At 73.1% G+C, this 24082-nt stretch carries 28 protein-coding genes; 10 read left to right on the top strand and 18 right to left on the bottom strand.

The window, feature by feature from the left end; translation table 11 throughout:
* Positions 1-176: 176 nt before the first annotated feature.
* The 4 genes from ACFXPX_RS00250 (at position 177) to ACFXPX_RS00235 (ending at position 5271) form a co-directional block, all read left to right on the top strand.
* A complete protein-coding gene (locus tag ACFXPX_RS00250; protein ID WP_375888997.1) occupies positions 177-1187 on the top strand; it encodes a polyprenyl synthetase family protein in 1011 nt (336 codons plus the stop codon).
* Between the two features lie 94 nt (positions 1188-1281).
* A complete protein-coding gene (locus ACFXPX_RS00245) occupies positions 1282-1944 on the top strand; it encodes a response regulator transcription factor (protein ID WP_360244863.1) in 663 nt (220 codons plus the stop codon).
* Positions 1945-2221: 277 nt separating this feature from the next.
* A complete protein-coding gene (locus tag ACFXPX_RS00240) occupies positions 2222-4219 on the top strand; it encodes a 2-oxoacid:acceptor oxidoreductase subunit alpha (RefSeq protein WP_380531041.1) in 1998 nt (665 codons plus the stop codon).
* Positions 4216-5271: a 2-oxoacid:ferredoxin oxidoreductase subunit beta gene (locus tag ACFXPX_RS00235; protein ID WP_380590770.1), complete on the top strand. Its 1056-nt coding sequence runs from the start codon at positions 4216-4218 to the stop codon at positions 5269-5271. The genes ACFXPX_RS00240 and ACFXPX_RS00235 overlap by 4 nt, the downstream gene beginning before the upstream one ends.
* Before the next feature lie 81 nt (positions 5272-5352).
* On the opposite strand, the gene ACFXPX_RS00230 is transcribed toward ACFXPX_RS00235, so the two are convergent.
* The 3 genes from ACFXPX_RS00230 to ACFXPX_RS00220 all read right to left on the bottom strand — a co-directional run bounded on the left by ACFXPX_RS00230 (position 5353) and on the right by ACFXPX_RS00220 (position 7915).
* Entirely contained in the window at positions 5353-5733 is a 381-nt protein-coding gene (locus tag ACFXPX_RS00230; protein ID WP_380531035.1) for a VOC family protein, read from the bottom strand.
* 165 nt (positions 5734-5898) lie between these two features.
* Positions 5899-7572: an LCP family protein gene (locus tag ACFXPX_RS00225; RefSeq protein WP_380638845.1), complete on the bottom strand. Its 1674-nt coding sequence runs from the start codon at positions 7570-7572 to the stop codon at positions 5899-5901.
* The gene (locus tag ACFXPX_RS00220) at positions 7565-7915 is read right to left on the bottom strand and encodes a DUF6542 domain-containing protein (RefSeq protein ID WP_380590772.1); all 351 of its coding nucleotides are present in this window, start codon (positions 7913-7915) and stop codon (positions 7565-7567) included. Before ACFXPX_RS00220 ends, ACFXPX_RS00225 begins: the two co-directional genes overlap by 8 nt.
* 417 nt (positions 7916-8332) lie before the next feature.
* On the opposite strand from ACFXPX_RS00220, the gene ACFXPX_RS00215 reads away from it, so the two are divergent.
* A complete protein-coding gene (locus tag ACFXPX_RS00215) occupies positions 8333-8974 on the top strand; it encodes a TetR/AcrR family transcriptional regulator (protein ID WP_380397464.1) in 642 nt (213 codons plus the stop codon).
* A 130-nt stretch (positions 8975-9104) separates the two neighbouring features.
* On the opposite strand, the gene ACFXPX_RS00210 is transcribed toward ACFXPX_RS00215, so the two are convergent.
* The 5 genes from ACFXPX_RS00210 to ACFXPX_RS00190 all read right to left on the bottom strand — a co-directional run bounded on the left by ACFXPX_RS00210 (position 9105) and on the right by ACFXPX_RS00190 (position 15079).
* Positions 9105-9812 (bottom strand): hypothetical protein, encoded by a 708-nt coding sequence (locus tag ACFXPX_RS00210; protein WP_375889014.1) that lies wholly within the window; start codon positions 9810-9812, stop codon positions 9105-9107.
* Between the two features lie 292 nt (positions 9813-10104).
* Positions 10105-10887, bottom strand: a complete 783-nt coding sequence (locus tag ACFXPX_RS00205; RefSeq protein WP_380531025.1) for a GNAT family N-acetyltransferase — start codon at positions 10885-10887, stop codon at positions 10105-10107.
* A 64-nt stretch (positions 10888-10951) separates the two neighbouring features.
* A complete protein-coding gene (locus ACFXPX_RS00200; protein ID WP_375889020.1) occupies positions 10952-11512 on the bottom strand; it encodes an RICIN domain-containing protein in 561 nt (186 codons plus the stop codon).
* A gap of 64 nt (positions 11513-11576) precedes the next feature.
* Complete coding sequence (locus ACFXPX_RS00195) at positions 11577-12026, bottom strand: CAP domain-containing protein (RefSeq protein ID WP_380638843.1); 450 nt, start codon at positions 12024-12026, stop codon at positions 11577-11579.
* A 131-nt stretch (positions 12027-12157) separates the two neighbouring features.
* Complete coding sequence (locus ACFXPX_RS00190) at positions 12158-15079, bottom strand: BTAD domain-containing putative transcriptional regulator (protein WP_380638841.1); 2922 nt, start codon at positions 15077-15079, stop codon at positions 12158-12160.
* Positions 15080-15213: 134 nt separating this feature from the next.
* Between ACFXPX_RS00190 and ACFXPX_RS00185 the strand changes: the two genes are divergently transcribed.
* The gene (locus tag ACFXPX_RS00185) at positions 15214-16662 is read left to right on the top strand and encodes a BTAD domain-containing putative transcriptional regulator (RefSeq protein ID WP_380531014.1); all 1449 of its coding nucleotides are present in this window, start codon (positions 15214-15216) and stop codon (positions 16660-16662) included.
* Positions 16663-16677: 15 nt separating this feature from the next.
* Here ACFXPX_RS00185 and ACFXPX_RS00180 read toward each other — a convergent pair whose 3' ends face one another.
* From ACFXPX_RS00180 to ACFXPX_RS00135, 10 genes are all read right to left on the bottom strand, one after another.
* Positions 16678-17175, bottom strand: a complete 498-nt coding sequence (locus ACFXPX_RS00180; protein WP_380638839.1) for a hypothetical protein — start codon at positions 17173-17175, stop codon at positions 16678-16680.
* Between the two features lie 101 nt (positions 17176-17276).
* A complete protein-coding gene (locus tag ACFXPX_RS00175) occupies positions 17277-17756 on the bottom strand; it encodes a hypothetical protein (RefSeq protein WP_380531009.1) in 480 nt (159 codons plus the stop codon).
* Between the two features lie 139 nt (positions 17757-17895).
* Positions 17896-18054: a hypothetical protein gene (locus ACFXPX_RS00170; protein ID WP_380524109.1), complete on the bottom strand. Its 159-nt coding sequence runs from the start codon at positions 18052-18054 to the stop codon at positions 17896-17898.
* 121 nt (positions 18055-18175) lie between these two features.
* Positions 18176-18316 carry a hypothetical protein gene (locus ACFXPX_RS00165; RefSeq protein WP_380524107.1) on the bottom strand — a complete coding sequence of 47 codons (141 nt, stop codon included), beginning with the start codon at positions 18314-18316 and terminating at the stop codon, positions 18176-18178.
* 93 nt (positions 18317-18409) lie between these two features.
* Positions 18410-19540 (bottom strand): methyltransferase domain-containing protein, encoded by a 1131-nt coding sequence (locus ACFXPX_RS00160; protein WP_380638837.1) that lies wholly within the window; start codon positions 19538-19540, stop codon positions 18410-18412.
* A 215-nt stretch (positions 19541-19755) separates the two neighbouring features.
* Positions 19756-20604 carry a helix-turn-helix domain-containing protein gene (locus tag ACFXPX_RS00155; RefSeq protein WP_380524102.1) on the bottom strand — a complete coding sequence of 283 codons (849 nt, stop codon included), beginning with the start codon at positions 20602-20604 and terminating at the stop codon, positions 19756-19758.
* A 10-nt stretch (positions 20605-20614) separates the two neighbouring features.
* Positions 20615-21133 carry a DUF6879 family protein gene (locus ACFXPX_RS00150; protein ID WP_380524100.1) on the bottom strand — a complete coding sequence of 173 codons (519 nt, stop codon included), beginning with the start codon at positions 21131-21133 and terminating at the stop codon, positions 20615-20617.
* Entirely contained in the window at positions 21114-21377 is a 264-nt protein-coding gene (locus ACFXPX_RS00145) for a hypothetical protein (protein ID WP_380524098.1), read from the bottom strand. The genes ACFXPX_RS00150 and ACFXPX_RS00145 overlap by 20 nt, the downstream gene beginning before the upstream one ends.
* Before the next feature lie 135 nt (positions 21378-21512).
* Positions 21513-21713, bottom strand: a complete 201-nt coding sequence (locus ACFXPX_RS00140; protein ID WP_380524096.1) for a DUF397 domain-containing protein — start codon at positions 21711-21713, stop codon at positions 21513-21515.
* A gap of 10 nt (positions 21714-21723) precedes the next feature.
* A complete protein-coding gene (locus tag ACFXPX_RS00135) occupies positions 21724-22662 on the bottom strand; it encodes a helix-turn-helix domain-containing protein (protein ID WP_380638835.1) in 939 nt (312 codons plus the stop codon).
* A gap of 132 nt (positions 22663-22794) precedes the next feature.
* On the opposite strand from ACFXPX_RS00135, the gene ACFXPX_RS00130 reads away from it, so the two are divergent.
* From ACFXPX_RS00130 to ACFXPX_RS00115, 4 genes are all read left to right on the top strand, one after another.
* The gene (locus ACFXPX_RS00130; RefSeq protein ID WP_380524092.1) at positions 22795-23163 is read left to right on the top strand and encodes an ATP-binding protein; all 369 of its coding nucleotides are present in this window, start codon (positions 22795-22797) and stop codon (positions 23161-23163) included.
* A gap of 14 nt (positions 23164-23177) precedes the next feature.
* Positions 23178-23411, top strand: a complete 234-nt coding sequence (locus tag ACFXPX_RS00125; RefSeq protein ID WP_380524090.1) for a hypothetical protein — start codon at positions 23178-23180, stop codon at positions 23409-23411.
* Complete coding sequence (locus ACFXPX_RS00120) at positions 23399-23524, top strand: hypothetical protein (RefSeq protein WP_380524088.1); 126 nt, start codon at positions 23399-23401, stop codon at positions 23522-23524. The genes ACFXPX_RS00125 and ACFXPX_RS00120 overlap by 13 nt, the downstream gene beginning before the upstream one ends.
* A 63-nt stretch (positions 23525-23587) precedes the next feature.
* A complete protein-coding gene (locus tag ACFXPX_RS00115; RefSeq protein WP_380638833.1) occupies positions 23588-24037 on the top strand; it encodes a hypothetical protein in 450 nt (149 codons plus the stop codon).
* The last annotated feature ends 45 nt before the right edge of the window (positions 24038-24082 follow it).

Below are 24082 nucleotides of genomic sequence, written 5' to 3'. Positions count from 1 at the left end.
CCCCCACCGCCGCTGCGTCCGCGCAGGCCTCCTGACCAGGGCTTCCGGCGCGGTCATGACGGGATCCGCACGCCCGTGCAGTGATCCACTCGCGACCGGATACCCTGCCTGTATGGCCAGCGGCGGCACTCAGGGACCAGGCCGCTAGATCGACCAGGGACAGAGGAGTGGTCTTCGTGACCGTCGTGGGACCCTTCGGGCTCAGCGTGCAGGACCGCGACCTGACCCGGGACGTCCAGGCCGGACTGGACGCGGTGGAGGCGGCGCTCTCCGAGGCCGTCAAGAGCGACGTCCCCTTCATCACCGTCACCGCCTCCCACCTGATCGAGGCCGGCGGCAAGCGCTTCCGCCCGCTGCTCCTGCTGCTGGCCGCCCAGTTCGGCGACCCGGGGGCGCCCGGGGTGGTGCCGGCCGCGGTGGTCGTCGAGCTGACCCACCTGGCCACGCTGTACCACGACGACGTGATGGACGAGGCCCCGGTGCGCCGCGGCGCGGAGAGCGCCAACTCCCGCTGGGACAACTCGGTGGCCATCCTCACCGGCGACTTCCTGTTCTCCCGCGCCTCCCAGGTGCTGGCCGACCTCGGCCCGGAGGCGGTCCGGATGCAGGCCGAGGCCTTCGAGCGGCTGGTGACCGGCCAGATCCTGGAGACCCGCGGCCCCGGCCCGGAGGCCGACCGGCTGCTGCACTACCTGGACGTGCTGGCCGGCAAGACCGGATCGCTGATCGCCGTCTCCTGCCGGATAGGAGCGCTGATGGCCGGCGCCCCGCCCGCACTGGTGGACACCCTCGGCGAGTTCGGCGAGCGGATCGGCATCGCCTTCCAGCTCGCCGACGACGTCCTGGACGTCGCCAGCGACGGCCACGAGTCCGGCAAGACCCCCGGCACCGACCTGCGCGAGGGCGTGCCGACCCTGCCGACCCTGCTGCTGGAGCAGATGCCGGCCGACCCGGACGACCCGGCCGACACCCGGCTGCGCGAACTGCTCGACGGGGACCTCTCGGACGACGACCTGCACGCCGAGGCGCTGCGCCTGCTGCGCGCCCACCCCGCCCTGGAGCGCGCCCGCCGGGAGACCCTGCGGCACTCCGAGGAGGCCCGGGCGCTGCTGGCCCCGCTGCCGGACTGCGCGGCGAAGGCCGCCCTGGACGGGCTGTGCGACGCGGTGGCCATCCGCACCATGTGAGCGTCCCCGGGCGGATCCGACCCCGAGCCCGTGCGGGCGCGGGCGGATGGGGGAGACTGACACCCGTCAGCTCACGCCTGCCCGGAAGGTCGCCATGCGCCGCGTCGTCATCGCCGAGGACTCCGTACTGCTCCGGGAAGGCCTGACCAGGCTGCTCACCGACCGCGGCCTGGAGGTCGTGGCGGGGGTCGGGGACGGCGCGGCCCTGGTGAAGACGATCCACGACCTGGCGGCGGCGGACGCCCTGCCGGACGTGGTGGTCTCGGACGTGCGGATGCCCCCGACCCACACCGACGAGGGCCTGCGCGCCTGCGTGGAGCTGCGCGGGCGCTATCCGCAGCTGGGCGTGCTGGTGCTGTCGCAGTTCGTGGAGGAGCGCTACGCCTCCGAGCTGCTGGCCGGGTCGACCCGGGGCGTCGGCTACCTGTTGAAGGACCGGGTCGCCGAGGTGCGCGAGTTCGCGGACGCGGTGGTGCGGGTCGCCGAGGGCGGCACCGCGCTGGACCCGGAGGTGGTGCAGCAGCTGCTCAGCCGCAGCCGCAAGGGCGACGTCCTGGCCAATCTCACGCCGCGCGAGCGCGAGGTGCTCGGTCTGATGGCGGAGGGGCGCACCAACGCCGCCGTGGCCAAGCAGCTGGTGGTGTCCGACGGGGCGGTGGAGAAGCACGTCAGCAACATCTTCCTCAAGCTGGGGCTGGCGCAGAGTGCGGAGGACCACCGCCGGGTGCTCGCGGTGCTGACCTACCTCAACTCCTAGCCCGGGGCCGCCCGGGGCCGCCCGGGGCTGTTCGGGCCGTCCGGGGTTTGCTCGGGGGCTGTTCGGGGCGCCCGCCGCGGGGCGGCTGCTCCGTACCCGGAATGATCTCCGGCGGCCGGGCGTTGTCCTTGGGTGCGGTACCGGCGTGGGCGGGGGAAATTCCTGCGGGAGTTCCAACCGGGCCCGAGGTCGCGCGCATAGGATGCGAGCGGTGCACCAAGCGGACGGGGCACGGGGCCGCGCCCGCGGTGGTGCGTCCACGAGGAGGTCCGCGGCAGTGACCAGTCAGGTCGATCAGTCGGAGGCAGTGGACGGATCGGGCGGCGACGAGGGTCGTACCGGCAGTGGTGACGGACGCCCCGGAGCGGCCGGACCAGCCGGCCCGCACGCCCCGGGCGGTCCACCGGAGAGGCGCCCCAAGCCCGTTCGCAGACTCGACCGGGTGATCATCCGCTTCGCGGGGGACTCCGGCGACGGCATGCAGCTCACCGGGGACCGGTTCACCTCGGAGACGGCCGCGTTCGGCAACGACCTCTCCACGCTGCCGAACTTCCCGGCCGAGATCCGGGCCCCCGCCGGCACCCTGCCGGGCGTCTCGTCCTTCCAACTGCACTTCGCCGACCACGACATCCTCACCCCGGGCGACGCCCCGAACGTGCTGGTGGCGATGAACCCGGCGGCCCTGAAGGCGAACCTGCCGGACCTGCCGCGCGGCGCGGAGATCATCGTCAACACCGACGAGTTCACCAAGCGCGCGCTGGCCAAGGTCGGTTACGCCGCGGACCCGCTCGGCGACGACTCGCTGGACGCCTTCCACCTGCACCGGGTCCCGCTCACCACGCTGACCCTGGAGGCGCTCAAGGACAGCGGGCTGGCCCGCAAGGACGCCGAGCGGGCGAAGAACATGTTCGCCCTGGGCCTGCTGTCCTGGATGTACCACCGGCCCACCCACGGCACCGAGTCCTTCCTGCGCGCCAAGTTCGCCAAGAAGCCGCAGATCGCCGAGGCCAACATCAGCGCCTTCCGGGCGGGCTGGAACTTCGGCGAGACCACCGAGTCCTTCGCGGTCTCCTACGAGGTGCCGCCGGCCAAGCTCCCGGCCGGGCGCTACCGCAACATCTCCGGCAACCTGGCGCTGTCCTACGGGCTGATCGCCGCCGGGCAGCGCTCCGGGCTGCCGCTCTACCTGGGCTCGTACCCGATCACCCCGGCCTCGGACATCCTGCACGAGCTGAGCCGGCACAAGAACTTCGGGGTGCGCACCTTCCAGGCCGAGGACGAGATCGCCGGCATCGGCGCCGCGCTCGGCGCGGCCTTCGGCGGGGCGCTCGGCGTGACCACCACCTCCGGGCCGGGCGTGGCGCTCAAGTCGGAGACGATCGGCCTGGCGGTCTCGCTGGAACTGCCGCTGCTGGTGGTGGACATCCAGCGCGGCGGCCCGTCCACCGGCCTGCCGACCAAGACCGAGCAGGCGGACCTGCTGCAGGCGATGTTCGGCCGCAACGGCGAGGCGCCGGTGCCGATCGTCGCCCCGGCCACGCCCGCCGAGTGCTTCGACGCGGCGCTGGAGGCGGCCCGGATCGCGGTGACCTACCGCACCCCGGTGTTCCTGCTCTCGGACGGCTACCTGGCGAACGGCTCGGAGCCCTGGCGGATCCCGGAGGTCGACGAACTGCCGGAGATCGAACCGAAGTTCGCGACCGGCCCGAACCGCGAGGACGGCGCCTTCTGGCCGTACCTGCGGGACCAGCACACCCTGGCCCGCCCCTGGGCGGTGCCCGGCACGGCCGGCCTGGAGCACCGGATCGGCGGCATCGAGAAGCAGGACGGCACCGGGAACATCTCCTACGACCCGGCCAACCACGACCTGATGGTCCGCACCCGGCAGGCCAAGGTCGACGGGATCACCGTCAAGCCGCTGGAGGTCGACGACCCGACCGGCGACGCCCGGGTGCTGGTGCTCGGCTGGGGCTCGACCTACGGCCCGATCACCGCAGCGGTGCGCCGGGTGCGCGCGGACGGCGGCGAGGTCGCCCAGGCGCACCTGCGCAACCTCAACCCGTTCCCGGCCAACCTGGGCTCGGTGCTGCGCAGTTACGAGAAGGTCATCGTGCCCGAGATGAACCTGGGCCAGCTCGCGCTGCTGCTGCGGGCGAAGTACCTGGTGGACGCCGAGTCCTACAACCAGGTGCGCGGACTGCCGTTCAAGGCGGCGCAGTTGGCGGACGTGCTGTGGGCGGCGATCGGCACCCTGGACGAGGAGGACCACCGATGAGTGAGCACGCGTTCCCGTCCTTGGAGCTGGTGCCCAAGGCCGACGGGCCGCAGAGCGCCCGGGACTTCAAGACCGACCAGGAGGTGCGCTGGTGCCCGGGCTGCGGGGACTACGCGGTCCTGGCCGCGGTGCAGTCCTTCATGCCGGAGCTCGGCATCAGGCGGGAGAACACGGTCTTCGTCTCCGGCATCGGCTGCTCCTCGCGCTTCCCGTACTACATGAACACCTACGGGGTGCACTCGATCCACGGCCGGGCGCCGGCGATCGCGACCGGGCTGGCCTCCTCCCGGCGGGACCTCAGCGTGTGGGTGGTGACCGGGGACGGCGACGCGCTGTCGATCGGCGGCAACCACCTGATCCACGCCCTGCGGCGCAACGTCAACCTCAAGATCCTGCTGTTCAACAACCGGATCTACGGCCTCACCAAGGGCCAGTACTCGCCGACCAGCGAGCTCGGCAAGATCACCAAGTCGACCCCGATGGGCTCGCTGGACGCGCCGTTCAACCCGCTGTCGCTGGCGATCGGCGCCGAGGCCTCCTTCGTCGCCCGCACCATCGACTCGGACCGCCAGCACCTGCAGTCGGTGCTGCGGGCGGCGGCCGAGCACGAGGGCACGGCGCTGGTGGAGATCTACCAGAACTGCAACATCTTCAACGACGGCGCCTTCGAGGTGCTCAAGGACGCCGGCACCCGGGACGAGGCGCTGATCCGGCTGGAGCACGGGCGGCCGATCCGCTTCGGCGCGGACGGGGCCAACGGCGTCTTCCGGGGCGAGGACGGCGAGTTGTCCACCGCCCCGGTGACGCCGGAGAACGAGGCGCGGGTGCTGGTGCACGACGCCCACGCGGCCGGCCCGACCGGCGCCTTCGCGCTCTCCCGGATCGCCGACGCGGACACCCTGCACCACACGCCGATCGGCGTGCTGCGCGACGTCCGGCGCCCGGTCTACGACGAGCTGATGGACAGCCAGCTGGCCACCGCCGTCGCCCACCGCGGGCCGGGCGACCTGGCGGCCCTGCTGGCGGGCGGCGACGCCTGGACGGTGGACTGACCACCCCGCCCGGTCCCGCCGCGACGCGACGCGTGGGCGCCCCCGTCCCCTTCCGGGACGGGGGCGCCCACGCGTTCACGGCTACGGCCGGGCCCACTCCACCAGCTCGATCGGGACCCCGTTCGGGTCGGTGACCTGGAAGAGCCTCTCGCCCCACGGCTCCTCGCGCAGCGGCAGGGTGATCTCGACCCCCTCGCCGCGCAGTCGCGCCTCCTCCGCCGCGACGTCCTCGACGGTGAACGCCAGGATCACCCCGTCCGCGGTCCGGTGCCGCTGCTCCTCGGGCAGCACCTCCAGCCCGCGCCGCAGGTAGACGACGCCGACCCCGCCGCCGGGGTGGCCGAGCGAGACGAAGCCGTCGGCGGACATCAGCTCGGTGTAGCCGAAGTGCCGCTGGAGGAAGGCGGCGGAGGGGGTGGTGTCCTCGACGGTCAGGGAGACGACGGTGCTGGTGATCTGCATACGGAGCCCTCTCGTCACTGCGCACGGTTATCCCGTACGCAGTACACTATACACAGTACGGAGAATCATGCCAGGAGTCGGCCAGGAGTCGGTCAAGGGTCGGCCAGGGAAAGCGCCGAGGGAGGCCCCGGCGGGGACCTCCCTCGTGCGGTGCCGCGGTTCGCGTCAGAAGACGCAGGGGATGCCGCCGTCGGACGTGGCGTCGACGCCGGGGCCCTGCATCGGCAGGTTGGCGGCCGGGTCGCCGGTGGGGGCGGGGCCGCCGGGGGCGGCGGACTTGTCGTCGGCGCCGGTGAAGGCGGTGCCGAGGGTGACCACCACGTGGTCGGCGGCGGCGCTGGCGGACTCGGTGGCGGTCACGCCGTAGCGGGCGGCGACCTGGTCGGCGGCCTCCTTGGCGCCCTTGCCGTAGGTCACCGTGGTGGTCTTCGGCTTGCTGCGGGCCGGGCCGGTGGTGCCCTCCTTGAAGCCCATCGCGACCAGGGCCTTGGCCTCGGCGGAGGAGGAGACCCCGGCGGCGGTGGAGGCGTTGTACACGTCGACGGTGGCCGGGGAGGCCGCCTTGGCCGGGGCGGTCGCGCTCGGCGAGGGGCTGGCCGGGGCCTCGGTGGTGGGGGCGTCGGTGGCGCCGCCCGCCGGGGCGGCCGCGTCGGCGTAGCCGAACAGCTGCTTGACCACCTTCTGGATCTTCGAGGGGGTGACCAGGTTGACGTCCTGGCCGTTCCTGGTGCCGAAGCCGTCGAAGGTCAGGGTGTTGAACTCGACGTTGCCGCCGGTCAGCGCCGGGGCCTGCTGGGCGAAGTCCAGGACGTTCCACTCGTTGTCGATCACCAGGTCCTTCTGGACGACGCCGAACAGGTCCTTGAGCTTGCCGAGGTCGCTGATGATGCCGTCCTGCTTGAGCTTGTGCACGACGGAGGAGATGAAGGCCTGCTGGCGGTGGGTGCGGGCGAAGTCGCCGGTGTTGCCCTTGCCGTCGTCCAGGTTGTGGCGCTGGCGGACGAAGGCCAGCGCCTGGGAGGCGTTGAGGGTGTTGATGCCCTTCTTGAAGTCGGCGCCGGAGCCCTGGCCCTCCATCGCCGGGTCCTTGGTGTCGTGGGTCAGGCAGACCTGGATCGGCTCCACGGCCTTGGCGATGTCGTAGAAGCCCATCAGGTTGACCTCGGCGATGTGGTCCACCGGCTGGTTCACGAAGGTCTGGACGGTGCGGATGGTGGCCGCGCGGCCGGCGTCGCGGCCGGCCTTCTCCAGGTCGGCGCCCTTGAGGCCCTTGGCCTTCGGGCTCCGGTCGAAGGCGTCCTTGGCGTTGCCGTACGCCTCCTTGATCTTGTGCATGCCCTGCTGGGAGCCGTCGCCGTTGTAGGTCATGACGTAGTCGTCGCGCGGGATGGAGACCGCCTGCACCTTGCCGCCGCCGGCCGGTATGTGCAGCAGGATCAGGGAGTTGGTGTTGTAGCCGCCGATGTCCGAGCTGTGCCCGGCGTGCAGTTCGTCCTGGACGAACTGCGGGGGCAGGTCGGAGCCGTCCATGGCCTTGCGGCTGTCCAGGCCGATCAGCAGCAGGTTGACCGAGTTGTCCAGGTGCTTGGGGGCGTCCTTCTTGGTCTCCGCGATCGCGTTGGACGTGGTCATCCCGTCGGTCAGCGACGTGTACTCGTACCAGACCACCCCGCTGGCCGCGAACACCGCGAAGCCCACCGTGGTGGCGACCACCCGGCCGGCGATCAGCAGCGGGGAGTTGCGGCGCCCCGCCGCCGGGGCCGCCGCGGCCCTGCGGTCGGCGGCCCGGCCGCCCCCCGGCCGTTCCCGTTCCCGCTCGTGCCCACGCTCGTCAGCCATGCTGCCTCCTCCGGTCCAGGACCACCCGGGCCACGATCACCAGCAGGGCCGCCACGGCGGCCTGCGCCATCACCGGGAAACCGTGCACCACCCACTTCGCGGCGCCGGTGGCCAGGGCCTTGCCCCGGTACGTGTCGCCGTTCGCCGCCAGTTCGGCCGCGGCCGTCACGCCGAGCACCACCAGCGGGGAGGCGGCGACCACCCACCACCAGCCGCGGCGGGTGCTGAGCCCGGCCGCGACGCCGGTGCCGAGCACCGCGCACACCGCGAAGGCCAGGCCCATGCCCGGCCCGGAGAACTCGTCGACCACCGCGCCGACCAGCGGCAGCCCGAGGGCCGCCACCGCGGGCAGTGCGGGCCCGCCGGAGAAGGGACGTGTGGGGCCCGCGGGCCGGCTCGTCGTCCGCCGTCGCGAACCCTGGTCGGACGAACGTCCTCGCTGCCCCGCCACTCACTCACCCCCGGGTGTTCCCGTGCTTCGCGCGCCACGTCGGCGCTGCGCCGGGTCTGCCGTGGTAGAGCGGTTGCGGCGCTGCCAGTACGGGACGCTGGTGTTCGGCCGGCCGGTTCCCGTTCTCGGTTTCCCGCTGCTGCTCGGGGGCAGGCCCGTTTTCGGATTTGCTCTACAGAGGTGTAGAGATCGTACGCAGCATAGAGCACGCCTGTTCGGTGGCAAGTCCGCTCGTGAACGGGCCAGCAGACACTACACCGGGCAGTTTCTGAGACGGTCGGCGGGGCGCCGACGGAGAAGGAGAAGGTCGTGGCGACCACGGGCGCAGCGGGACGGCCGGAGAAGCGCAGGGCGATCACCGGGGCCGCGACCACGGTGTTCGGGCGGGAGGGGTACGTCCGGGCCAGCATGGACGCGATCGCGGCCGAGGCCGGGGTGTCCAAGCGCACGGTCTACAACCACTTCGCCGACAAGGAGACCCTCTTCCTGTCGGTGGCACTGCAGAACTCGGCGGAACTGGCCGAGCGGATGCGGGAGTTGCTGGCGGAGCACCTGGACGGGGCGGTGGACGTGCGGCGCGCCCTCACCGCCTTCGCGGTGGAACGGGCGAACGCGGCGCCGGCCGCGGGTGAGCTCGGGGCGCTCGGCCGGGCGATCCGGGCCGAGGTGGCCAACATCCCGGCGGACGTCCTGGAGGCCTGGCTCGAGACCGGCCCGGCGGCGGCCCAGCGCGCCCTCGCGCAGTGCCTGGCGGAGCTCGGCGGGCGCGGGCTGCTGGCGGTCCCGGACCCGGGGCTCGCGGCCGAGCGGTTCACCCTGCTGACCTTCCACGGCGTGGCCGAGCGCTCCTTCTGGGGCGCCCTGCCGGTGGCCGAGGAGGAGGTCCGGCGGACGGCGGAGTCCGGGGTGGACGCCTTCCTGCGGATCCACGGCGGGCCGGCCGCGGGCTGAGCGCGGGCCGGCCACGGCCGACCGGCGGGCGCGCCGGTGGCCGTGCCGGTGGGCGGGGCGGCCCGGAGCCGCCCCCCCCACCGGGTCGTCGAAGGTGCACCGGCGGTCGCCGCCGGTCACCGTCGACGGGTCACTTCCAGTTGACGCCCTTGCCCAGGGTGTACGGCTCGCCCCAGTACTCGGCGCCCGACACCTTGGTGGCCGTCGGGGCCAGCGCCAGCACGCAGGAGGTGATCGACTGCCCGTTGGTGAAGCCCTTCGGGAAGGACGGGTGCGGGCACTTGTCGAAGCTGCCGATCAGCATCACCTCGGCGGCCTCCGAGCCGTCCGGCAGGGTGCCCTTCACCTGGGTCAGGCTGGAGAAGGACAGGTCGGTGCTGCCGGTGTTGGTGACCTTGAAGCGGATGTAGTACGGCACCATGCCCGCGGCCTTGTCGCCGAGCTTGAGCGAGGTGAGGTCGGCCGGGTCGCCCTTGTCGATCGAGGTGACCGCGAGCGCGACGGTGCCCTTGGTGCTGCCCGAGCTGAACGGGATGGTCGCCGCGTCGCCGAGCTTCACCGTGGTGCCGGGCGCCGCCGTCGCACCGGCCTGGGCCGGGGCGCCGCCGGTGGTCCCGCCGGTGGCCGCACCGCCGGTGCCGCCGGTCGGCGCGGCCGCCGAGGCGGAGGCCGCCGGGGTGGTCGGCGCGGCGGACGGCGTGGCCGGGGCCTGGGTGGCCGGCGGGGTGGTGGCGCTGTCGGACGACGCGGCGTCGTCGTTGCAGGCGGTCATGGTGAGCGCGCCGACCACGGCCAGGCCGGCCAGGGCCATGGTGCGACTGTTGCGGATGGTCTTCATGTGAGGTCCCCCGTGCGTGCGGACCGCCGTGTCGGCGGTTCTCCTGAGGGACGTTCATAGCGCAGTGGGGAAGCCGGGCGCCATTCCTCGCCGCCGTCTTGACGCCGCCGTGACGAGTCCCACGCGGGTTCGTGACAAGGGATGCCGAGTCGTGATCAGTGGTACCCGAACCGCCTGCCACCTCGGTCGATCCGGTGCCGTGCGATTCTGTTCGCCATGCGTACGGATGCCGTGACGATGATCGGCCAGGCCCGCCGGCCGGCGGCCGACCCGGAGCCGGGGGCGGCGCCGCTCAACGCGCCGTCAGCACCAGTTCGTTGTAGGTGGTGACGGTGGTGAAGCCGAGCTGCCGGTAGAGGTGGATCGCCGGGGCGTTGTCGGTGCGGACGTTGAGGCCCAGGTGGTCGGTGGTCGGGGCGAGCCGGCGGGTCAGTGCGGTGACGCAGGCGCGGGCGAGGCCGCGGCCGCGCGCGTCGGGGTGGGTGACGACGTTGCCGAGCACGGCGACCCGGTGGGCGGGGGAGTGCACGTGCACCCCGGCGGCGGCCAGCAGCCGCCCCCGCTCGCGGACGCCGACGTAGCCGCCGCCGGCGAGCAGCCGCGGGTCGAACCAGGACTCGGGGTAGCCCTCGGCCAGCAGGGCGCGCAGGTCGCCCTGGTCGGACGGCGTCAACGGCCGGGCGCGGTGGCCGGGTTCGGCGGGGAGCAGCCCGTGGTCCGGGAGGATCATCCGCAGCAGCGGGGTGCGCCGCTCGGTGGTGTAGTCGGGGGCGAGGGCCCGCTCGGCGCCGTCCGGGAGCCCGGCCGTGAACCGGCGCGGCAGGAAGGGGCGCAGCGCGCCGAGCAGGTCCTCCAGGGCGGGGACGGCGGCGGGCCGGGCGAAGGCGAGCAGCACCGGGGTGTCGCCGCCGCTGTAGAGCAGGGCGACCGGCCCGTGGTCGGGATCGGCGGTGTACCAGGCGGTGTTGGGCCAGAGGGTGTCGTCGAGGTCGCCGAGTTCGAACAGGTGCAGCGCGGGGTCGGTGCGGAACCGTTCGGCGAGGGCGGTGCGGTCGTGCAGGCTGATGAGGGGCACGTGACCGAGGATAGGCCCGTTCCGCAGGCCGCCTCCGGCCGGCGGAACGGGCCCCGTGGGGTGCCTACTTGTGCCAGCGCTGGGCCGGGTCGGCGGCGTTGCAGGAGGTCACCGAGGTGTACTGGGCGATGCCGTTGCCCTTGAGGCACTGCCCGGTGGCGACGTTGCGGATCAGGTACCAGCCGCGGTCCTCGTCGGTCAGCCGCCACTTCTGGTTGGCGCCCATCCCGGGGCCGTTCTGCTGGTTGAGGCCGTCCCAGCCGCCGGGGGTGTCCCAGAGCTGGACGGCGCCGGTGCCGTGCGAGTCGAGGTCGAGCACCTTGCCGCTGCCGCCGTGCGAGATGGCGGTGGTGCCGTCGCAGTAGTCCCAGAACGTCCAGGTCTGGGCGGGGGACTGGTTGGCGGTGTAGGTGCCGACCCGCGTCCCGTTGGTCTCGTTGTCGGACGGCAGGTCGAGGGCGCCGGCGGAGCCGTTGAAGACGTTGACGGTGGCGCTGACGGACGGCCCGAGGTCGCAGGGCCCGGGCGTGGCCGCCTGGGCGGCGGGGGCGGCGACCAGGACGGTGGTGGCCAGGGCCGCGGCGGCGCCGAGGCCGGCGAGCAGGCGGCGGGTGGGGGTGGTCATGGCGGTTCTCCTTCGGGTGGGGTGCGGTGGGTGTTACTGCGTCACTGCGGTGTGCGGTCGGCCGTCAGACCTGGCCGAGGGTCAGCACGTAGCGGCCCGGGGCGCCGGAGCGGCCGGGGGCGAAGCCGGTGCCGAGGTGGTCGAAGCGCGGGTCGAGCACGGCGTCGCGGTGCCGGGGGCTGTTCATCCACAGCTGGACGGCCCGGGGCACGCTGTCGGCCGGGGCGATGAGCTCGGCGGCGAAGCGGAACGCGAAGCCGGCCGCCCGGATCCGGTGCCAGGGCGTGCTGCCGTCGGTGCCGTCCTGCTGGAGGAGGTCGTGCGCGGCGAGGTCGGCGGCGTGGCGCTGGGCGGCGGCGTCCAGCCGTCCGTCCGGGGTGAGCGGCCGGGCGCCGGCGTGGACCCGCCGGAAGTTGACGGAGGTCAGCAGCTCGGTGCGGAAGTCGACGCCCGGTCCGGTCGGGTCGGCTGCCGCGGGGGTCAGGACCCGGCCGTCGTGCACGAGCGTGGTCATGGGTCGCGCCTCTCCTCGGGGTGTCGCCCCGGGGCGGCGGGTGCCGCGGTCCGGGGCCGGATGAGGAGTACGGTCCCGGACCGCGGTAGACAGGCGGTCAACGCGCGTAGCGGGCGATCACCCGGGGCCGGTCACCCCAACTCGGCCAGGACGGCGCTGACCTGGGCCGCGTCCTCGTCGAGGCCGAGCCGCCGGTAGCCGTCCAGGGCGTCGGTGAGGCAGGCCCGGGCCTGGCGCGGGCGGCCGAGGCCGGTGAGGGCGGTGCCGAGGGTGCGCAGCAGTCCGGCCTCCAGGGCGGGGCTGGTGCGGCGGGCCTGCGGCAGGGCGGCCTCGGCGACGTCGGCGGCGAGCAGCCAGCGCTGGGCCTCGCCGTGGATCCGGGCGGCGAGCTCCCCGGCGGCGGCCTCGAACACGGTGACCTGGAGGGCGGCGAACTCGTCCCGGGCGCCGAGCGCATGGGTGAGGGCGCCCGGGCCGTCCCCGCACAGCCGCAGCACCCGGGCCAGGTAGTAGCGGCCGGTGGCGGCGGAGACCGGTCCGGCGGCGGTCATCAGCCGGGCGCCGCGTTCGGCGGCCTCCCGGGCCTCGGCGAGGCGTCCGGTCTGGGCGGCGTTGAAGGCGAACTCGCCGAGGGCGCTGCCTTCGGCGCGTTCGGCGCCGAGGCGGTGGAAGAGTTCGGCGGCGCGGCCGGCGTGTTCGGCGGCCTCGGCGTGGCGGCCGTGGACGCGGGCGTTGCCGCCGAGGTTGACCAGGGCCTTGGCGAGGACCCGTTCGGTCTCGGGCGTGGTGCAGAGGTCGACGGCGCGGTGCAGCTCCGCCGCCGATTCGGCGTAGTGGTTGAGGTGCCAGAGCATGGCGCCGCGCAGGTAGCGGGCGAGGGCGAGCGGGCCGTGTTCACCGCGGGCCCTGGCCTCGTCGGCGAGGCGTCCGGCGAGGTCGACGATGATGCCGGTCTGGGTGCGTTCGGCGAGCACGGCGCCCATCCGGTCGGCGAGTTCGGCGGCGCGGTCGAGCGGCCGGGAGGGGTCGGCGCAGCTGAGCGCGATGGCGGCGGCGTGCACCTCCGCCTGCTCGCGCATCCAGCGCACGGCCTCCTGGCCGTCGGCGATGGGCACGCCGGGGGAGGCCACGGGGGCGCGGAGCAGGCTGAGTTCGGCGTCCTCGGCCTTGCGGGCGGCCCGGTCGGCGTTGCGGGCGGCGGCGAGGCAGAAGTCGGTGAGCCGGTCGGCGGCGGCGGTGTGCTCGGCGGTCGGTTCCTCGGCGGCGAGCCGGCCGCGGGCGTAGTCGCGGACGAGGTCGTGGAAGCCGTAGCGGCCGAAGCGGGGGGAGTGGAGCAGGTTGAGGTCGACGAGGGTCTCCAGCAGCCGGTCGGCCTCGTCCTCGGTGCGGCCGAGCAGTGCGGCGGCGCAGGACAGCGGGAGGTCGGGGGCGTCGGGCAGGGAGAGCAGGCGGAAGGCGCGGGCGAGTTCCGGGTCGAGGCGGTGGTAGGAGAGGGCGAAGGTGGCCTCGACGGTCCGCTCGCCGTCGCTGAGTTCGGCCAGCCGGTGCTCCTGGCGCAGTCCTTCGGCGAGGCCGGCCAGGGTGAGCGCGGGGTCGGTGGAGATCCGGGAGGCCGCGATCCGGACGGCGAGCGGCAGCAGGCCGCAGGCCCGGACGACGTCCTCGGCGGCCGCCGGTTCGGCGGCGACGCGGTCGGCGCCGACGATCCGGGTGAGCAGTTCCAGCGCCTCGGCGGGCGGCAGGGTGTCCAGGCGCAGGTGGTGGGCGCCGGAGAGGCCGGTGAGCCGCCGTCGGCTGGTGATCAGGACGGCGCAGCCGGCCGCGCCGGGCAGCAGCGGTTCGACGTGGTCGAGGGTGGCGGCGTTGTCGAGGACGACGAGGACGCGCCGCCCGGCGAGGGCCGAGCGGTAGAGGGCGCTGCGTTCGCCGGTGTCGTCGGGGATCCCGCCGGGGGCGACGCCGAGGGCGCGCAGGAAGCCGGCCAGCACGGTGCCCGGGTCGGGCGGGGTGCGGTCGGCGCCGCGCAGGTCGGCGAAGAGCTGGCCGTCGGGGAAGCGGGCGCGGACCTGCCGGGCGGTGTGCACGGCGAGGGTGGTCTTGCCGACGCCGCCCATGCCGTCCAGGGCGGAGACCACGACGGCGCGCCCGCCGGCCCCGGCCAGCCGGTCGGTGAGGGCGTCCAGTTCCTCGGTGCGGCCGGTGAAGTCGGGCAGTCCGGAGGGCAGCTGGTCGGGCGCCTGCCAGGGCTCGGCGGCGGGTTCGGGGTCGGCGCCGGCGGCCCGGGCGGGCAGCAGGGTGGTGTCCTCGCGCAGGATGCGCAGCTGGAGTTCGGCGGCGGCCCGGTCGTGCGGGGGCAGGGCGGGGCGGGCGTCCTCGTAGACGGCGAGCGCCTCGGCCTTGCGCCCGGCCTGGTAGAGGGCGCGCATCAGGACGGCGGTGAGCCGGGGCCGGCCGGGGTGTTCGAGGGCGAGTGCGGTGGCCTCGGCGGTGAGGTCGGTGCGGTCGCCGAGGTCGGCGTCCAGTTCGAGCTGGGTCTCCTTGGCCGAGATGCGCTGTTCGGCGAGGTGGGCCCGGAGCGCTTCGGCGTGCGGTCCGGGGAGCCCGGCGAGGGCTTCGCCGGCCCACAGCCGCTGGGCGCGGCGCAGCACTTCCCGGACGTCCTGCCCGGGCGCGTCCGCCCGGCGCAGGTGCTCGGCCTCGGCGAGCAGGGCCTGCCACTGCTGGGTGTCGGTGGGGGCGGTGCGCAGGGCGTAGCCGTCGCCGACGCGGTGCAGCGGCAGCTGGTCCGGGTCGCCGGCGGTGTGCGGCCTGAACGCGGCGCGCAGCCGGGAGACGGCCAGCTGGACGGCCTTGCGCGGGTCGGACGGCGGGGTGCCGCCCCACACGCCCTCGACCAGCACCGAGGTCGCGACCGTCCGCCCGGCGGCGCCGATCAGCACGGCGAGCAGGGCACGCTGCTGCGGGCGGCCGAGCTCCACCTCTTCCGTCCCGTACCAGGCCCGTAGCGGGCCGAGCAGCGCGAAGCGCAGTCCGGTCCCCCCGATGTCCACCATGTCGTCCCGTTTCGTGAGTCGTCGCGTGCCGGGTTCTCGCCACTTCCGTCCGGACGGCGGCGCCCCCATGTCCCGGCTTCTATGCTCTGTTCACAGATTGTGCCCTGGACGTCGGAATTCCGAGAGGGTGGGGAGTGGAGCTCGATTTCCGCGTACTGGGGCCGTTGCGCGCCCGGTGCGAGGGCCGTGAGGCCGACCTCGGCAGGCCGCAGCAGCGTGCGGTGCTGGCGGCGCTGCTGCTCGCCCCGGGGGAGTTGGTGGCGACGGACCGGCTGGTCGAGGGCGTGTGGGGCGAGGACGACGCGCACTGGCCGAAGGATCCGGTGGGCCAGATCGGCACCCACGCGCACCGGTTGCGGCGGGCCCTGGACGCGCCCGGGCTGCTGGTCGCGGCGGCCGGCGGGTACCGGTTGTCGGTGCCGCGCGCCTCGGTGGACCTGTTCCGGTACGAGGCCGCGGTGGCCGAGGCCGTCGCGCTGCGTCACCGGGAGCCGCTGCGGGCCCGGGAGTTGCTGGTCGGGGCGCTCGACGCCTGGGAGGGGCCGCGGGCGCTGGAGGGCGTACCCGGTCCGCTCGCCGAGCGGGCCCGGGAGCGGCTCGCGGCCGGGCGGCTGGCGGCGCTCAAGGTGCGCTACGACCTGGACCTCGCGCTCGGCGGGCACGAGGAGGCACCGGCGGCGCTGGAGCCGCTGGGCGAACTCGCGCGGGCGTACCCGCTGGACGAGGAGGTGCACCGGCTGCACCTGCTGGCGCTGCACCGCTGCGGCCGTTCCGAGCGGGCGCTGGCGGCGTACGAGGAGCTGCGGGAGCGGCTGGACCGGGAGCTGGGCCTCGAACCGGGGGCCGCGGTGGCGGAGCTGGCCGAGCGGGTCCGGGGCGGGGAGCCGGTGGTGGCGGTGGCCGCGGTGCGGGCACTGCCCCGGCCGTGCCAGCTGCCGCCGGACATTCCCGACCTGGTCGGCCGGGCGGGGTTGGTGGGGGAGGCGGAGCGGGCGCTGCGCGCGCTCGCGGCCGGCGCCTCGCCGGTGGTGGGGCTGTCGGGGCCGTCCGGCAGCGGGGCCTCGGCGCTGGCGGTGCACGTCGCGCACACGGTGCAGGACGCCTTCCCGGACGGGCAGTTGTACGCGGCCGGCGGGGAGGCCGGTGCGGTGCTGGCCGGCTTCCTGCGCGCCCTGGGGGAGCGGCCCGGCGACGGTGCGCAGGTCGCGCAGCTGCGGGTCCGGTACCACGAACTGCTCGCCGGACGGCGGGTGCTGGTGGTGCTGGACGGGGTGGCCGACCCCGGGCCGCTGCTCCCGGAGGTGCCGGGCTGCGCCGTGGTGGTGGCGGGCGCCGAGCCCGGGGCGCTGCCCGGCTGCGCCGTGCGGCTCGCGGTGGGACCGCTGGAGCCGCACGACGCCTACGAGCTGCTGGCCCGGATCGTGGGCGCGGAGCGGATCCGCCGCGAGCCGGACGCGGTGGCGGGGCTGGCCGCGGCCTGCGGGTACCTGCCGGTCCTGCTGCGGACGGCGGCGACCCGGTTGGCGGCCCGCCCGCAGTGGTCGGTGGCCGACCTGGTGCGGTGGTTCGCGGGGCGGGGGTGAGCCCGCCCCGCGGTCTCAGTACAGGTCGGAGGAGAGGGCGACGGTGTTGGAGTCGGGGCCGTTGCTGCTGCGGGGGATGATGCCGCCGTTCCAGTGGACGCCGGAGCGGCCGGCGTCGAAGACCATCAGCTTGGCGTGCGGGTGGCCGGCCGTGCCGAGGGACCAGCAGACGCCGCCGTTGGCGGCGTAGACCACGAGGTTGCCGTCGGACTGCATGACGGCCTTGTAGCCGCAGCCGACGGTGCCGCTCGCGAAGGCGACCTTGCTGAACTGCCCGCTGCCGTCCTTCTGGTAGACGACGAAGTTGCCGTCGGGCTGCATGATCACGCGGGCGGTCATCGAGTCGACGTGCCAGCCCGGGTAGAGCGGCTCGTCGTCGTAGATCGCGGTGTAGCCGTTGCCCGTTTCGAGCGCCGCCTGGGCGGTGCCGGTGGCGGTCATCGTCCCGGCCAGGGCGAGGGCGGTGGTCGCGCCGGCCATCGCCAGGTGCCGGAGGGTCTTCGTCGTCTTCATGTCCCCGTGTGTCTCTTCCAGTTGCTCCGCGCCCCGTGTTCCCCCGGGGGCGCCGTGTCGAAGGTGGTTCGCGGGGCGGGGGTGGGCCCGCCCCGGCGGTCTCAGTACAGGTCGGAGCTGCGCAGGGTCGCCCAGTCGAGGCTGTGGCCGGGCGGGTTGGTGAAGGAGATCGCGAGGCCGCCCTTGTTGGCGACCACCAGGGTGGCCTTGCCGGCGGGGTTGGGCTTGAAGGTGCCGCTGGCCCAGCAGACCTTGGCGTTGGCGCCGTAGACGACGAAGTTGCCGTCGTCCTGCATGATCGCCTTGAGGCCGCAGCCGAGGGTGCCGGGGGCGACCCACGCCACGGTGGGGTAGGCCGTGTTGGTGTTCTTGTAGAGGACCAGGTTGCCGTCGCCCTGCATGATCAGGCTGGTGTCGTCGCTGGAGAGGCGGTTGCCCTGGTAGAGCACCCCGGGCTCGTCCATGCCCACCATGGGGTCGGCGTGCGCGGCCCCCGCCGACACCACCGTCCCGGCCAGCGCCAGCACACCGACGGTGGCGGTCATGGCCATGTGCCTCAGCGTCTTCTTCGTCTTCTGCATGTCCCCGTGTGCCCCTTCTCCGTGCTCCGCGCCCCGTGTTCCCCCGGGGGCGCCGTGTCGAAGAGGATCATGGCGCACGGCGGTAGACAAGCGATGAACGCCCGCCCGCCGGTGACGGCGGGCGGGCGCGGCCGCGCGGCTAGCCGTTCAGGTACGGGCAGGTGCCCGTCAGGATCTGCCACTGGGTGCAGAAGCCCGTCCCCCCGTCCCGGGGCGACGCGGCGGCAGCGGCGGCGGGCACGGCCAGCGCCCCGAGCAGGGCGCACACACTGAGGACGAGAGTGGCGATACGGCGCACGGAGGTGCCTTCCCACGAAGCGGCTGGACGGCCCCGGCCTACCCGCCGCAGTGCCCCGCACGCACGGTGTCGCCCGTGTGAGTGACGAACCCAGGCCGCCGCCCGCTCTGGGTCAGCGGTCTCAGTACAGGTCGGAGCTGCGCAGCCGCACCCACGCCAGGCTGTGGGTGGGCGGGCTGGTGAAGGAGATCGCGAGGCCGCCCTTGTCCTTCGCGCCCCGTGATCCCCCGGGGGCGCCGTGTAGAAGAGGATCATGGCGCACGGCGGCAGGTAAGCGATCAACGCGCCCGCCCGTCGGACTCCGACGGGCGGGCGGTGCGCTGGTCGAGGCGTCCAGTCGGGCTGCGGCCCGGGGTCAGCGCAGGGTGCTGCCGGGGTTGTCCAGCCACACGTGCTGGTCACCGCGGGCCGTGACGGTCAGGCCGAAGCGGGTCAGTTCCGGTCTGCCGTCCGCCAGCCAGGCGCGGCGGGCGGCCACCACTTCGTCCCACAGTCGGCGGGGCCCGCTCTGGTGGACGGCGTCGGCTCCGTGCCAGTCGTTGAAACGCACGGTCGCCCAGGACCCTGATTCGTCCGAGAGCCGGAAGCGGTGGGTGCCGGCCGGGTCGGCCGCCTGCCAGGTGTGCAGGGTCCGGACGCCCGGCACCCGCAGCCCGACGGCGAACGCCGCGTGGACGTTCTCCTCGGCCAGGTCGGGGTCCATGGGGGACGGGCCCCGGCGGGCCGGAGGCAGGTCCGGGCTCGTGACCGTGTGGGGTCGCTGGGCCCGCATCCACATGAACGACACGTCGCCCACGAATCGCCCGTGCGAGTCCCGCCCCCGCTCGCCGACTTCCAGCCGCAGCAGCCCGGCGTTGGCGTACGGGGTGCCCCAGGGGGTCACGACGACCCCGCCGGGGCGGGTCTGCTCGATCCACGCGAGCGGCACCCGCTGAACGGCCGCCGTCGAGTGGATCCGGTCGAAGGGGCCACCGGCGGGGTGGCCGAGCAGACCGTCGCCGACGACCTGGCAGGGCTTCAACCCGAATGCCGCCAGGTGCTTCCCGGCGGTGGCGGCCACCACCGGGTCGACCTCGACCGTCGTGACGGCCCGGTCGCCGAGCCGGTGGCACAGCAGGGCGCTGGTCCAACCGGTGCCGGTGCCGACGTCGAGCACCGTGTCTCCGTCCGCTACGTCCAGGTGATGGAGCATGGACGCGACCAGGCGCGGCATGGATCCCGACGACGTGGCGACACCGGGTCCGTCCGCCCGTCCGTCGTCGAGCTGGGTGACGACCTGCCGGCCGGAGTTGACCTCGGTCCACCACCCGACCGGATCGGCGCCCTTGTCGACCAGGCGGTATCCGTTGGAGGCATCGCCGTCCTCGACCCAGATGCGGTCGGGCACGAAGGCAGAGCGCGGGGCGTGCTCGAAGGCGCCCCGCCACTCCTCGTCCAGCTCGCCGGCCTCCGCGAGACCGGCGAGCAACTGCGCGTACTCGTCCATCGGTTCGGGCTCACTTCTTAGGCGGGTCGGTGACGGGCTTGGTCCACTGGCCGTCCGACTCCTTCGGGGACTGCTTCTTGTCCCCGGACCCGCCGCCCTTGCCATCGCCGTGCTTGCCCATGTCGGCCACTCCCTCGGAGGTGCTGGAATCGATGGCAATACGCTAGGAGGGCGGGCGAGTTGGGATCCACGGGATTCTGCGGGATTGCACGACGTCACCCGATTGCAGCAATCGCGGCCGTGATCAGCGCACGAGCCTTCGAACCGTGGACCGCCATGCCCGCCAGTGCGGTGAACGTGTCGGCGTACATGGTCACTTCGCCGGGCTGGGTCAGCGTGAGGTGCCCGGAGACCAGCTCCACGTTCACCTGGGTCGCGTCGAAGATCCAGAACCCTTCCACGGGCATCCTCGTGCGGTGCATCCGGGTGGGGACGATTCCCACGCTGACATTCGGCAGAGTGCTCGCTGCCATCAGCTGCTCAAGCTGCTCCGCCTGGGTGTCGGCGTCACCGAGCCCGTTGCGCAGCACGGACTCCTCGATGAGGAAGGCGAAGCGACGCTGTCCCTCGCGGAGCACCTGTTGCCGTTCCATCCGGACCGCCACGGCAGCGGCCACGTCGTCGACCGGGACCCGCCTGAGCTGGACGGCGCGCAACACGTCCTCGGTGTACCGGCGCGTCTGGAGGAGCCCGGGAACGAGCCATGACGAATAGGCCCGGAACCGGTGCGTTCGCTCGAAGAGCGGCAGAACGGCCTCCTGTGCCCTCCGCAGGCCCGCCCGCTCCATGCGGCGCCACTCCACCCACATGCCTTCGACGGTCCGCAGCGAGGCCACCAGGTCCGCCGCCTCGTCCTCCCTGCCGCAGGCGCGGCACCACGCGCGCAGGTCGTCAGCGGACGGCGAGGTTCTGGCACTGGAGATCCGGGACACCTTGGACGGATGCCAACCGCACAGCGCCGCAAGCTGCTTGCCGTCCAGCCCGGCGTCCTGGCGCATCTCCCGAAGGCGATCCGCGAGGACCTTGCGGGCGGCTTGGACGTGAGACGATCCGGAATCGGGCATGGGGGTCAGGTCAGGTCAGCTCGTAGTCCTCGTGCGGCGTGGCCCGTTCCCAGACGGTCTCGAAGGCGGAGCCGACCAGTTGAACGGTGGCCCGGTCCGTCCGCCACTCCCGGTCGACGACCTCACCGGCGCCGGAGAAGTACGTGAACAGCACGGCTGATCCGTCGAACATCCAGAGGTCTGTTCCCGGCAGCGCGATGTCGGCAGCCCTCCGCCGGGGCAGCCAGCGGACCAGTTCGCCCGCGGCGATGTTGGCGAACGTGAGGTCATGCTCGTACCGGATGTAGTCCGTCACCGGCTCCGAGACGATGCGGGCCCGCCGCATGACCACGCCCCGCCCGGTCGTCTCGGCCGCGAGGTCGGCCCAGGAGCCCCACCAGCCGGGCAGCTTGGAGGGATCGCTGTCGTACCGGTGGCCGGCGCGCCAGCGGGCGAACTCCGGGTCGTCGGGCGTGTAGCTGTCGCGCATCTCCAGATGCACGGCGGAGCGCTGCGCCTTGGCCAAGCCCTCACGTACGGGGTACTTCACCGGTTCCGTCCTCCAGTCGCGGAATGAACTGCCGCATCACGGCGGGGAGCCGGACGATCGTCTCGTGATCAGGGACGCCCGTGCCGTGGCCGGGGATCGATCCGATCTCCTGGCACGCCTTCACTTCTTCCGCCGTGGCCTTGTAGGACTGGATCAGCAGGTCGCCGCTGTCCTCGTCCAGCCAGATCGTCGGCGAGTCGTCGACGGGGGTGTTCGGGATGATCCCCAGGAAACGCAGCCTCATGACCTCTCCCTGTATCGGTCCGGTCGCACTCAGTTGCACGACTATCGCCCCGGGCAGTCGATGAGCGCAAGAACCGCTGGTACGAACCCCGCCCGCTCGTTGGGGGCCAACGAGCGGGCGGGGGCGGGCGGTGGTTCAGGCGAGGTGGTCGAACTCGCCGGCCTTGGCCCCGAGGAGGAAGGCCCGGAGCGCGGCGGCCGAGGTGGTCAGGATGGAGAAGGGCTCGTCAGACTCGCGAAGGTGGCGGACGTCCTCAGCTCCGGCTGCGAGTTCAACGCAGCTGCCGCCTTCGTTCGAGCCGCTGAACGATGACTTTTGCCAACGGAGTTCGGACATCGGAAGCCTTTCAACTTTGCAGCAAGTAGAGAAGATGTCGAATGAGTCCCCACGAGTCGCGCGAGGAAAGCGTGTTGAGCGACTGGTCGACTGGAGGTAGAGCCAGCTCACTCAGCTGGTTGAAGGTCCTCCGGTAGGTCTCGATCGAATGCTGGTCGCCAAGATACTCGGTGTGGCTTGGGTGATCCACGACGACAGTGGAGAGGTCCGACGATCCGGGATCGACGAGCACAAATTGGCTGGTGTAGGGCGGCTTCTGTGTGGCAGTGAAGGGCAGGACCTGAATGCTGACGTTCGGAAGCTCTGAAATCTCCAGCAGATGAACGAGCTGTTCCCGCATGGCTGCATCGCCCGGGAATCGCATTCGCAACGCTGTCTCGTGGATGACAAATCGAAACTGGCGCAGTGGCAAGTCTGCGAGAATATGCTGCCGCTGCCTCCTGAAGTCGATTTCCGCCGCGACGTCCAACTCGCGCTGCTGGCTGGCATCCTTGTAGATCGCCTCGATGTAGGCGGGTACCTGGAGAAGCCCAGGGATGAAGAACGTCTCGAAGTTGTCGAGCCTGGCGGCGCTGTGTTCCGTCTCGGCCAGGTCGAGTAGCAGGGTTGGCACGCGGTCCGCGAAGTCGGTCCACCAGCCCTTCCTTGTGCTCCGGCCCATCTCCGCGAGCTTCGCACGGTAGGTCGAGTCCGCACATCCGTACGCGTCGAGCCAGATCTTGAGACGTTCGGAGTTGAGCGTGATCCGACCGGCCTCGGTGTGGCTCACCGCCGGGCCCTTCATCCCTACAAGCGCGCCCGCCTCCGGCGCGGACAACCCTGCTGCCGTGCGCAGGCGCTGCAACTCCTCGCCGAAGCGTCGTTGCCGCTGGCTGATCGGTCCCTTGTATGCCACTACCGGCCCCTCCTCGTCGGTGCAGTTTTCCGCATGGGTCGAGCTGCTCGCCACCGCGATCTCACCGCAGCATATGCAGCGTTGCTTGTTCGATTGCAGAGATGGCAACGGCTCCCCTGCTCTCAGTGTTGCACCGGTCACATGACGGAACGTCAGTGACTCCCCTCCTCTCCCCAGGGGTTACTCATGTGTGCCTTCGTTCCCCCCGACTGCTCCGCCGCCCGCAGCGAGCTCTCCTCCCTCCTCTCCAGCGCCGGGTGGCCGCCCTCCCGCATCTCGGACGCCGAACTCGCCTTCCACGAGCTCTTCGTCAACGCCTGGGAGCACGCGGGCAGCCCCGCGCCGCTCTGCACCTTCTCCCTCTCGCCCCGCCGCCTCCGGGTGCAGGTGTGCGACGACAGCCCCCTGCTCCCGCCGCCGCCCGACCTCCCCGCCGACCCGCTCGCCCTTTCCGGGCGGGGGCTCCACCTGGTTCGCGCGCTCACCCACCGGTTCGGCGCCGATTCCCGCAAGCACGGCAAGGTCGTCTGGTTCGAACTGGAGCCCCTGGCATGAACCACCGTCGCCCCATGCAGCCCACCGATCCCCGGATCCGGGCCTACAGCGACGAGCACATCCGTACGCTCCTGGCCGAACTCCACGAGCGCGGCCGCAAGTTCGGTCTGGTCTTCCCGTCCGCGACCACCGACAAGACCCTCGACGGCCGCGTCCTCGTCCGCTTCAACACGGCCCCGGCGTCGACTCTCCTCAACCTGCTCACCCTGCTCCTCGACGCCGACCGCGAGCGCCCGTGCGGTTCCTGATCGCCGCCGCCTTCGCCGTCCTCCTCGCCCTGGCGCTGGCCACCGTCGCCCTGGGCGTGATCACCGCACTCAACGTTGCAAGACCCGACGAAGAGGAGTCCGGGGAGGTCTGACCTGAACCTCTACCGCCTCCTCTCTGCCGCCCAGCGCATCGCCGGTGTGGAACTCTGAGTCGCATGGACGAGGTTGCGAGCCGCCTGCGCGGCGCCTGGGAGTGGTGGCACGCCGCCATCGAGGACTCCCAAGAAGGCCACTGGATCCGCACCGACTTCGAGCGGGAGGTCGTGGACGACATCGCCGCCGTGACCGTCGGCGGCCCGGTGCCGTCCGGTGAACTGCCATGGCGCGGCCGGCTGGCCCGGATAGCCATGTGGGGCTCGGCCGTCCGGCTCGCGGCAAAGGCCGGGGGTTGGGAGCTGACGTCCGTCGTCGGGGTGGACCCGCCCCGGCCCGCGGGCATGGCCGAACTGCTCTCCGCCCTCTATGCCGTGGGGGAGCTGGGCGAGCTCTGGCTGATCCGGCTCAAGGAGGACGGCCCGCCGCCGGCGGTCCTCGCGGCGCGGGCGGAGGCCTTCCTCTTCGGGCCGGGCTCGGCCGAGGACCTCCGCCAGTTCTTCTACGACTGATCGATTCCCCGGAAGCTCCCGGAACGGGAAGTCGGCCCCGCCGAC

The organism is Kitasatospora sp. NPDC059146 (assembly GCF_042786665.1).
Taxonomy (GTDB): domain Bacteria; phylum Actinomycetota; class Actinomycetes; order Streptomycetales; family Streptomycetaceae; genus Kitasatospora.
The sequence above is the reverse complement of the archived record's forward strand: the minus strand, read 5'-3'. Positions and strand labels throughout refer to the sequence as shown.

Excerpts from the sequence above, each read along its gene's own strand:
- ACFXPX_RS00245 (WP_360244863.1), top strand. The coding sequence starts at position 1,282 with ATGCGCCGCGTCGTCATCGCCGAGGACTCCGTACTGCTCCGGGAAGGC.
- ACFXPX_RS00235 (WP_380590770.1), top strand. The coding sequence starts at position 4,216 with ATGAGTGAGCACGCGTTCCCGTCCTTGGAGCTGGTGCCCAAGGCCGAC.
- ACFXPX_RS00230 (WP_380531035.1), bottom strand. The coding sequence starts at position 5,733 with ATGCAGATCACCAGCACCGTCGTCTCCCTGACCGTCGAGGACACCACC.
- ACFXPX_RS00225 (WP_380638845.1), bottom strand. The coding sequence starts at position 7,572 with ATGGCTGACGAGCGTGGGCACGAGCGGGAACGGGAACGGCCGGGGGGC.
- ACFXPX_RS00210 (WP_375889014.1), bottom strand. The coding sequence starts at position 9,812 with ATGAAGACCATCCGCAACAGTCGCACCATGGCCCTGGCCGGCCTGGCC.
- ACFXPX_RS00200 (WP_375889020.1), bottom strand. The coding sequence starts at position 11,512 with ATGACCACCCCCACCCGCCGCCTGCTCGCCGGCCTCGGCGCCGCCGCG.
- ACFXPX_RS00195 (WP_380638843.1), bottom strand. The coding sequence starts at position 12,026 with ATGACCACGCTCGTGCACGACGGCCGGGTCCTGACCCCCGCGGCAGCC.
- ACFXPX_RS00190 (WP_380638841.1), bottom strand. The coding sequence starts at position 15,079 with ATGGTGGACATCGGGGGGACCGGACTGCGCTTCGCGCTGCTCGGCCCG.
- ACFXPX_RS00180 (WP_380638839.1), bottom strand. The coding sequence starts at position 17,175 with ATGAAGACGACGAAGACCCTCCGGCACCTGGCGATGGCCGGCGCGACC.
- ACFXPX_RS00175 (WP_380531009.1), bottom strand. The coding sequence starts at position 17,756 with ATGCAGAAGACGAAGAAGACGCTGAGGCACATGGCCATGACCGCCACC.
- ACFXPX_RS00160 (WP_380638837.1), bottom strand. The coding sequence starts at position 19,540 with ATGGACGAGTACGCGCAGTTGCTCGCCGGTCTCGCGGAGGCCGGCGAG.
- ACFXPX_RS00155 (WP_380524102.1), bottom strand. The coding sequence starts at position 20,604 with ATGCCCGATTCCGGATCGTCTCACGTCCAAGCCGCCCGCAAGGTCCTC.
- ACFXPX_RS00145 (WP_380524098.1), bottom strand. The coding sequence starts at position 21,377 with ATGAGGCTGCGTTTCCTGGGGATCATCCCGAACACCCCCGTCGACGAC.
- ACFXPX_RS00140 (WP_380524096.1), bottom strand. The coding sequence starts at position 21,713 with ATGTCCGAACTCCGTTGGCAAAAGTCATCGTTCAGCGGCTCGAACGAA.
- ACFXPX_RS00130 (WP_380524092.1), top strand. The coding sequence starts at position 22,795 with ATGTGTGCCTTCGTTCCCCCCGACTGCTCCGCCGCCCGCAGCGAGCTC.
- ACFXPX_RS00125 (WP_380524090.1), top strand. The coding sequence starts at position 23,178 with ATGCAGCCCACCGATCCCCGGATCCGGGCCTACAGCGACGAGCACATC.
- ACFXPX_RS00115 (WP_380638833.1), top strand. The coding sequence starts at position 23,588 with ATGGACGAGGTTGCGAGCCGCCTGCGCGGCGCCTGGGAGTGGTGGCAC.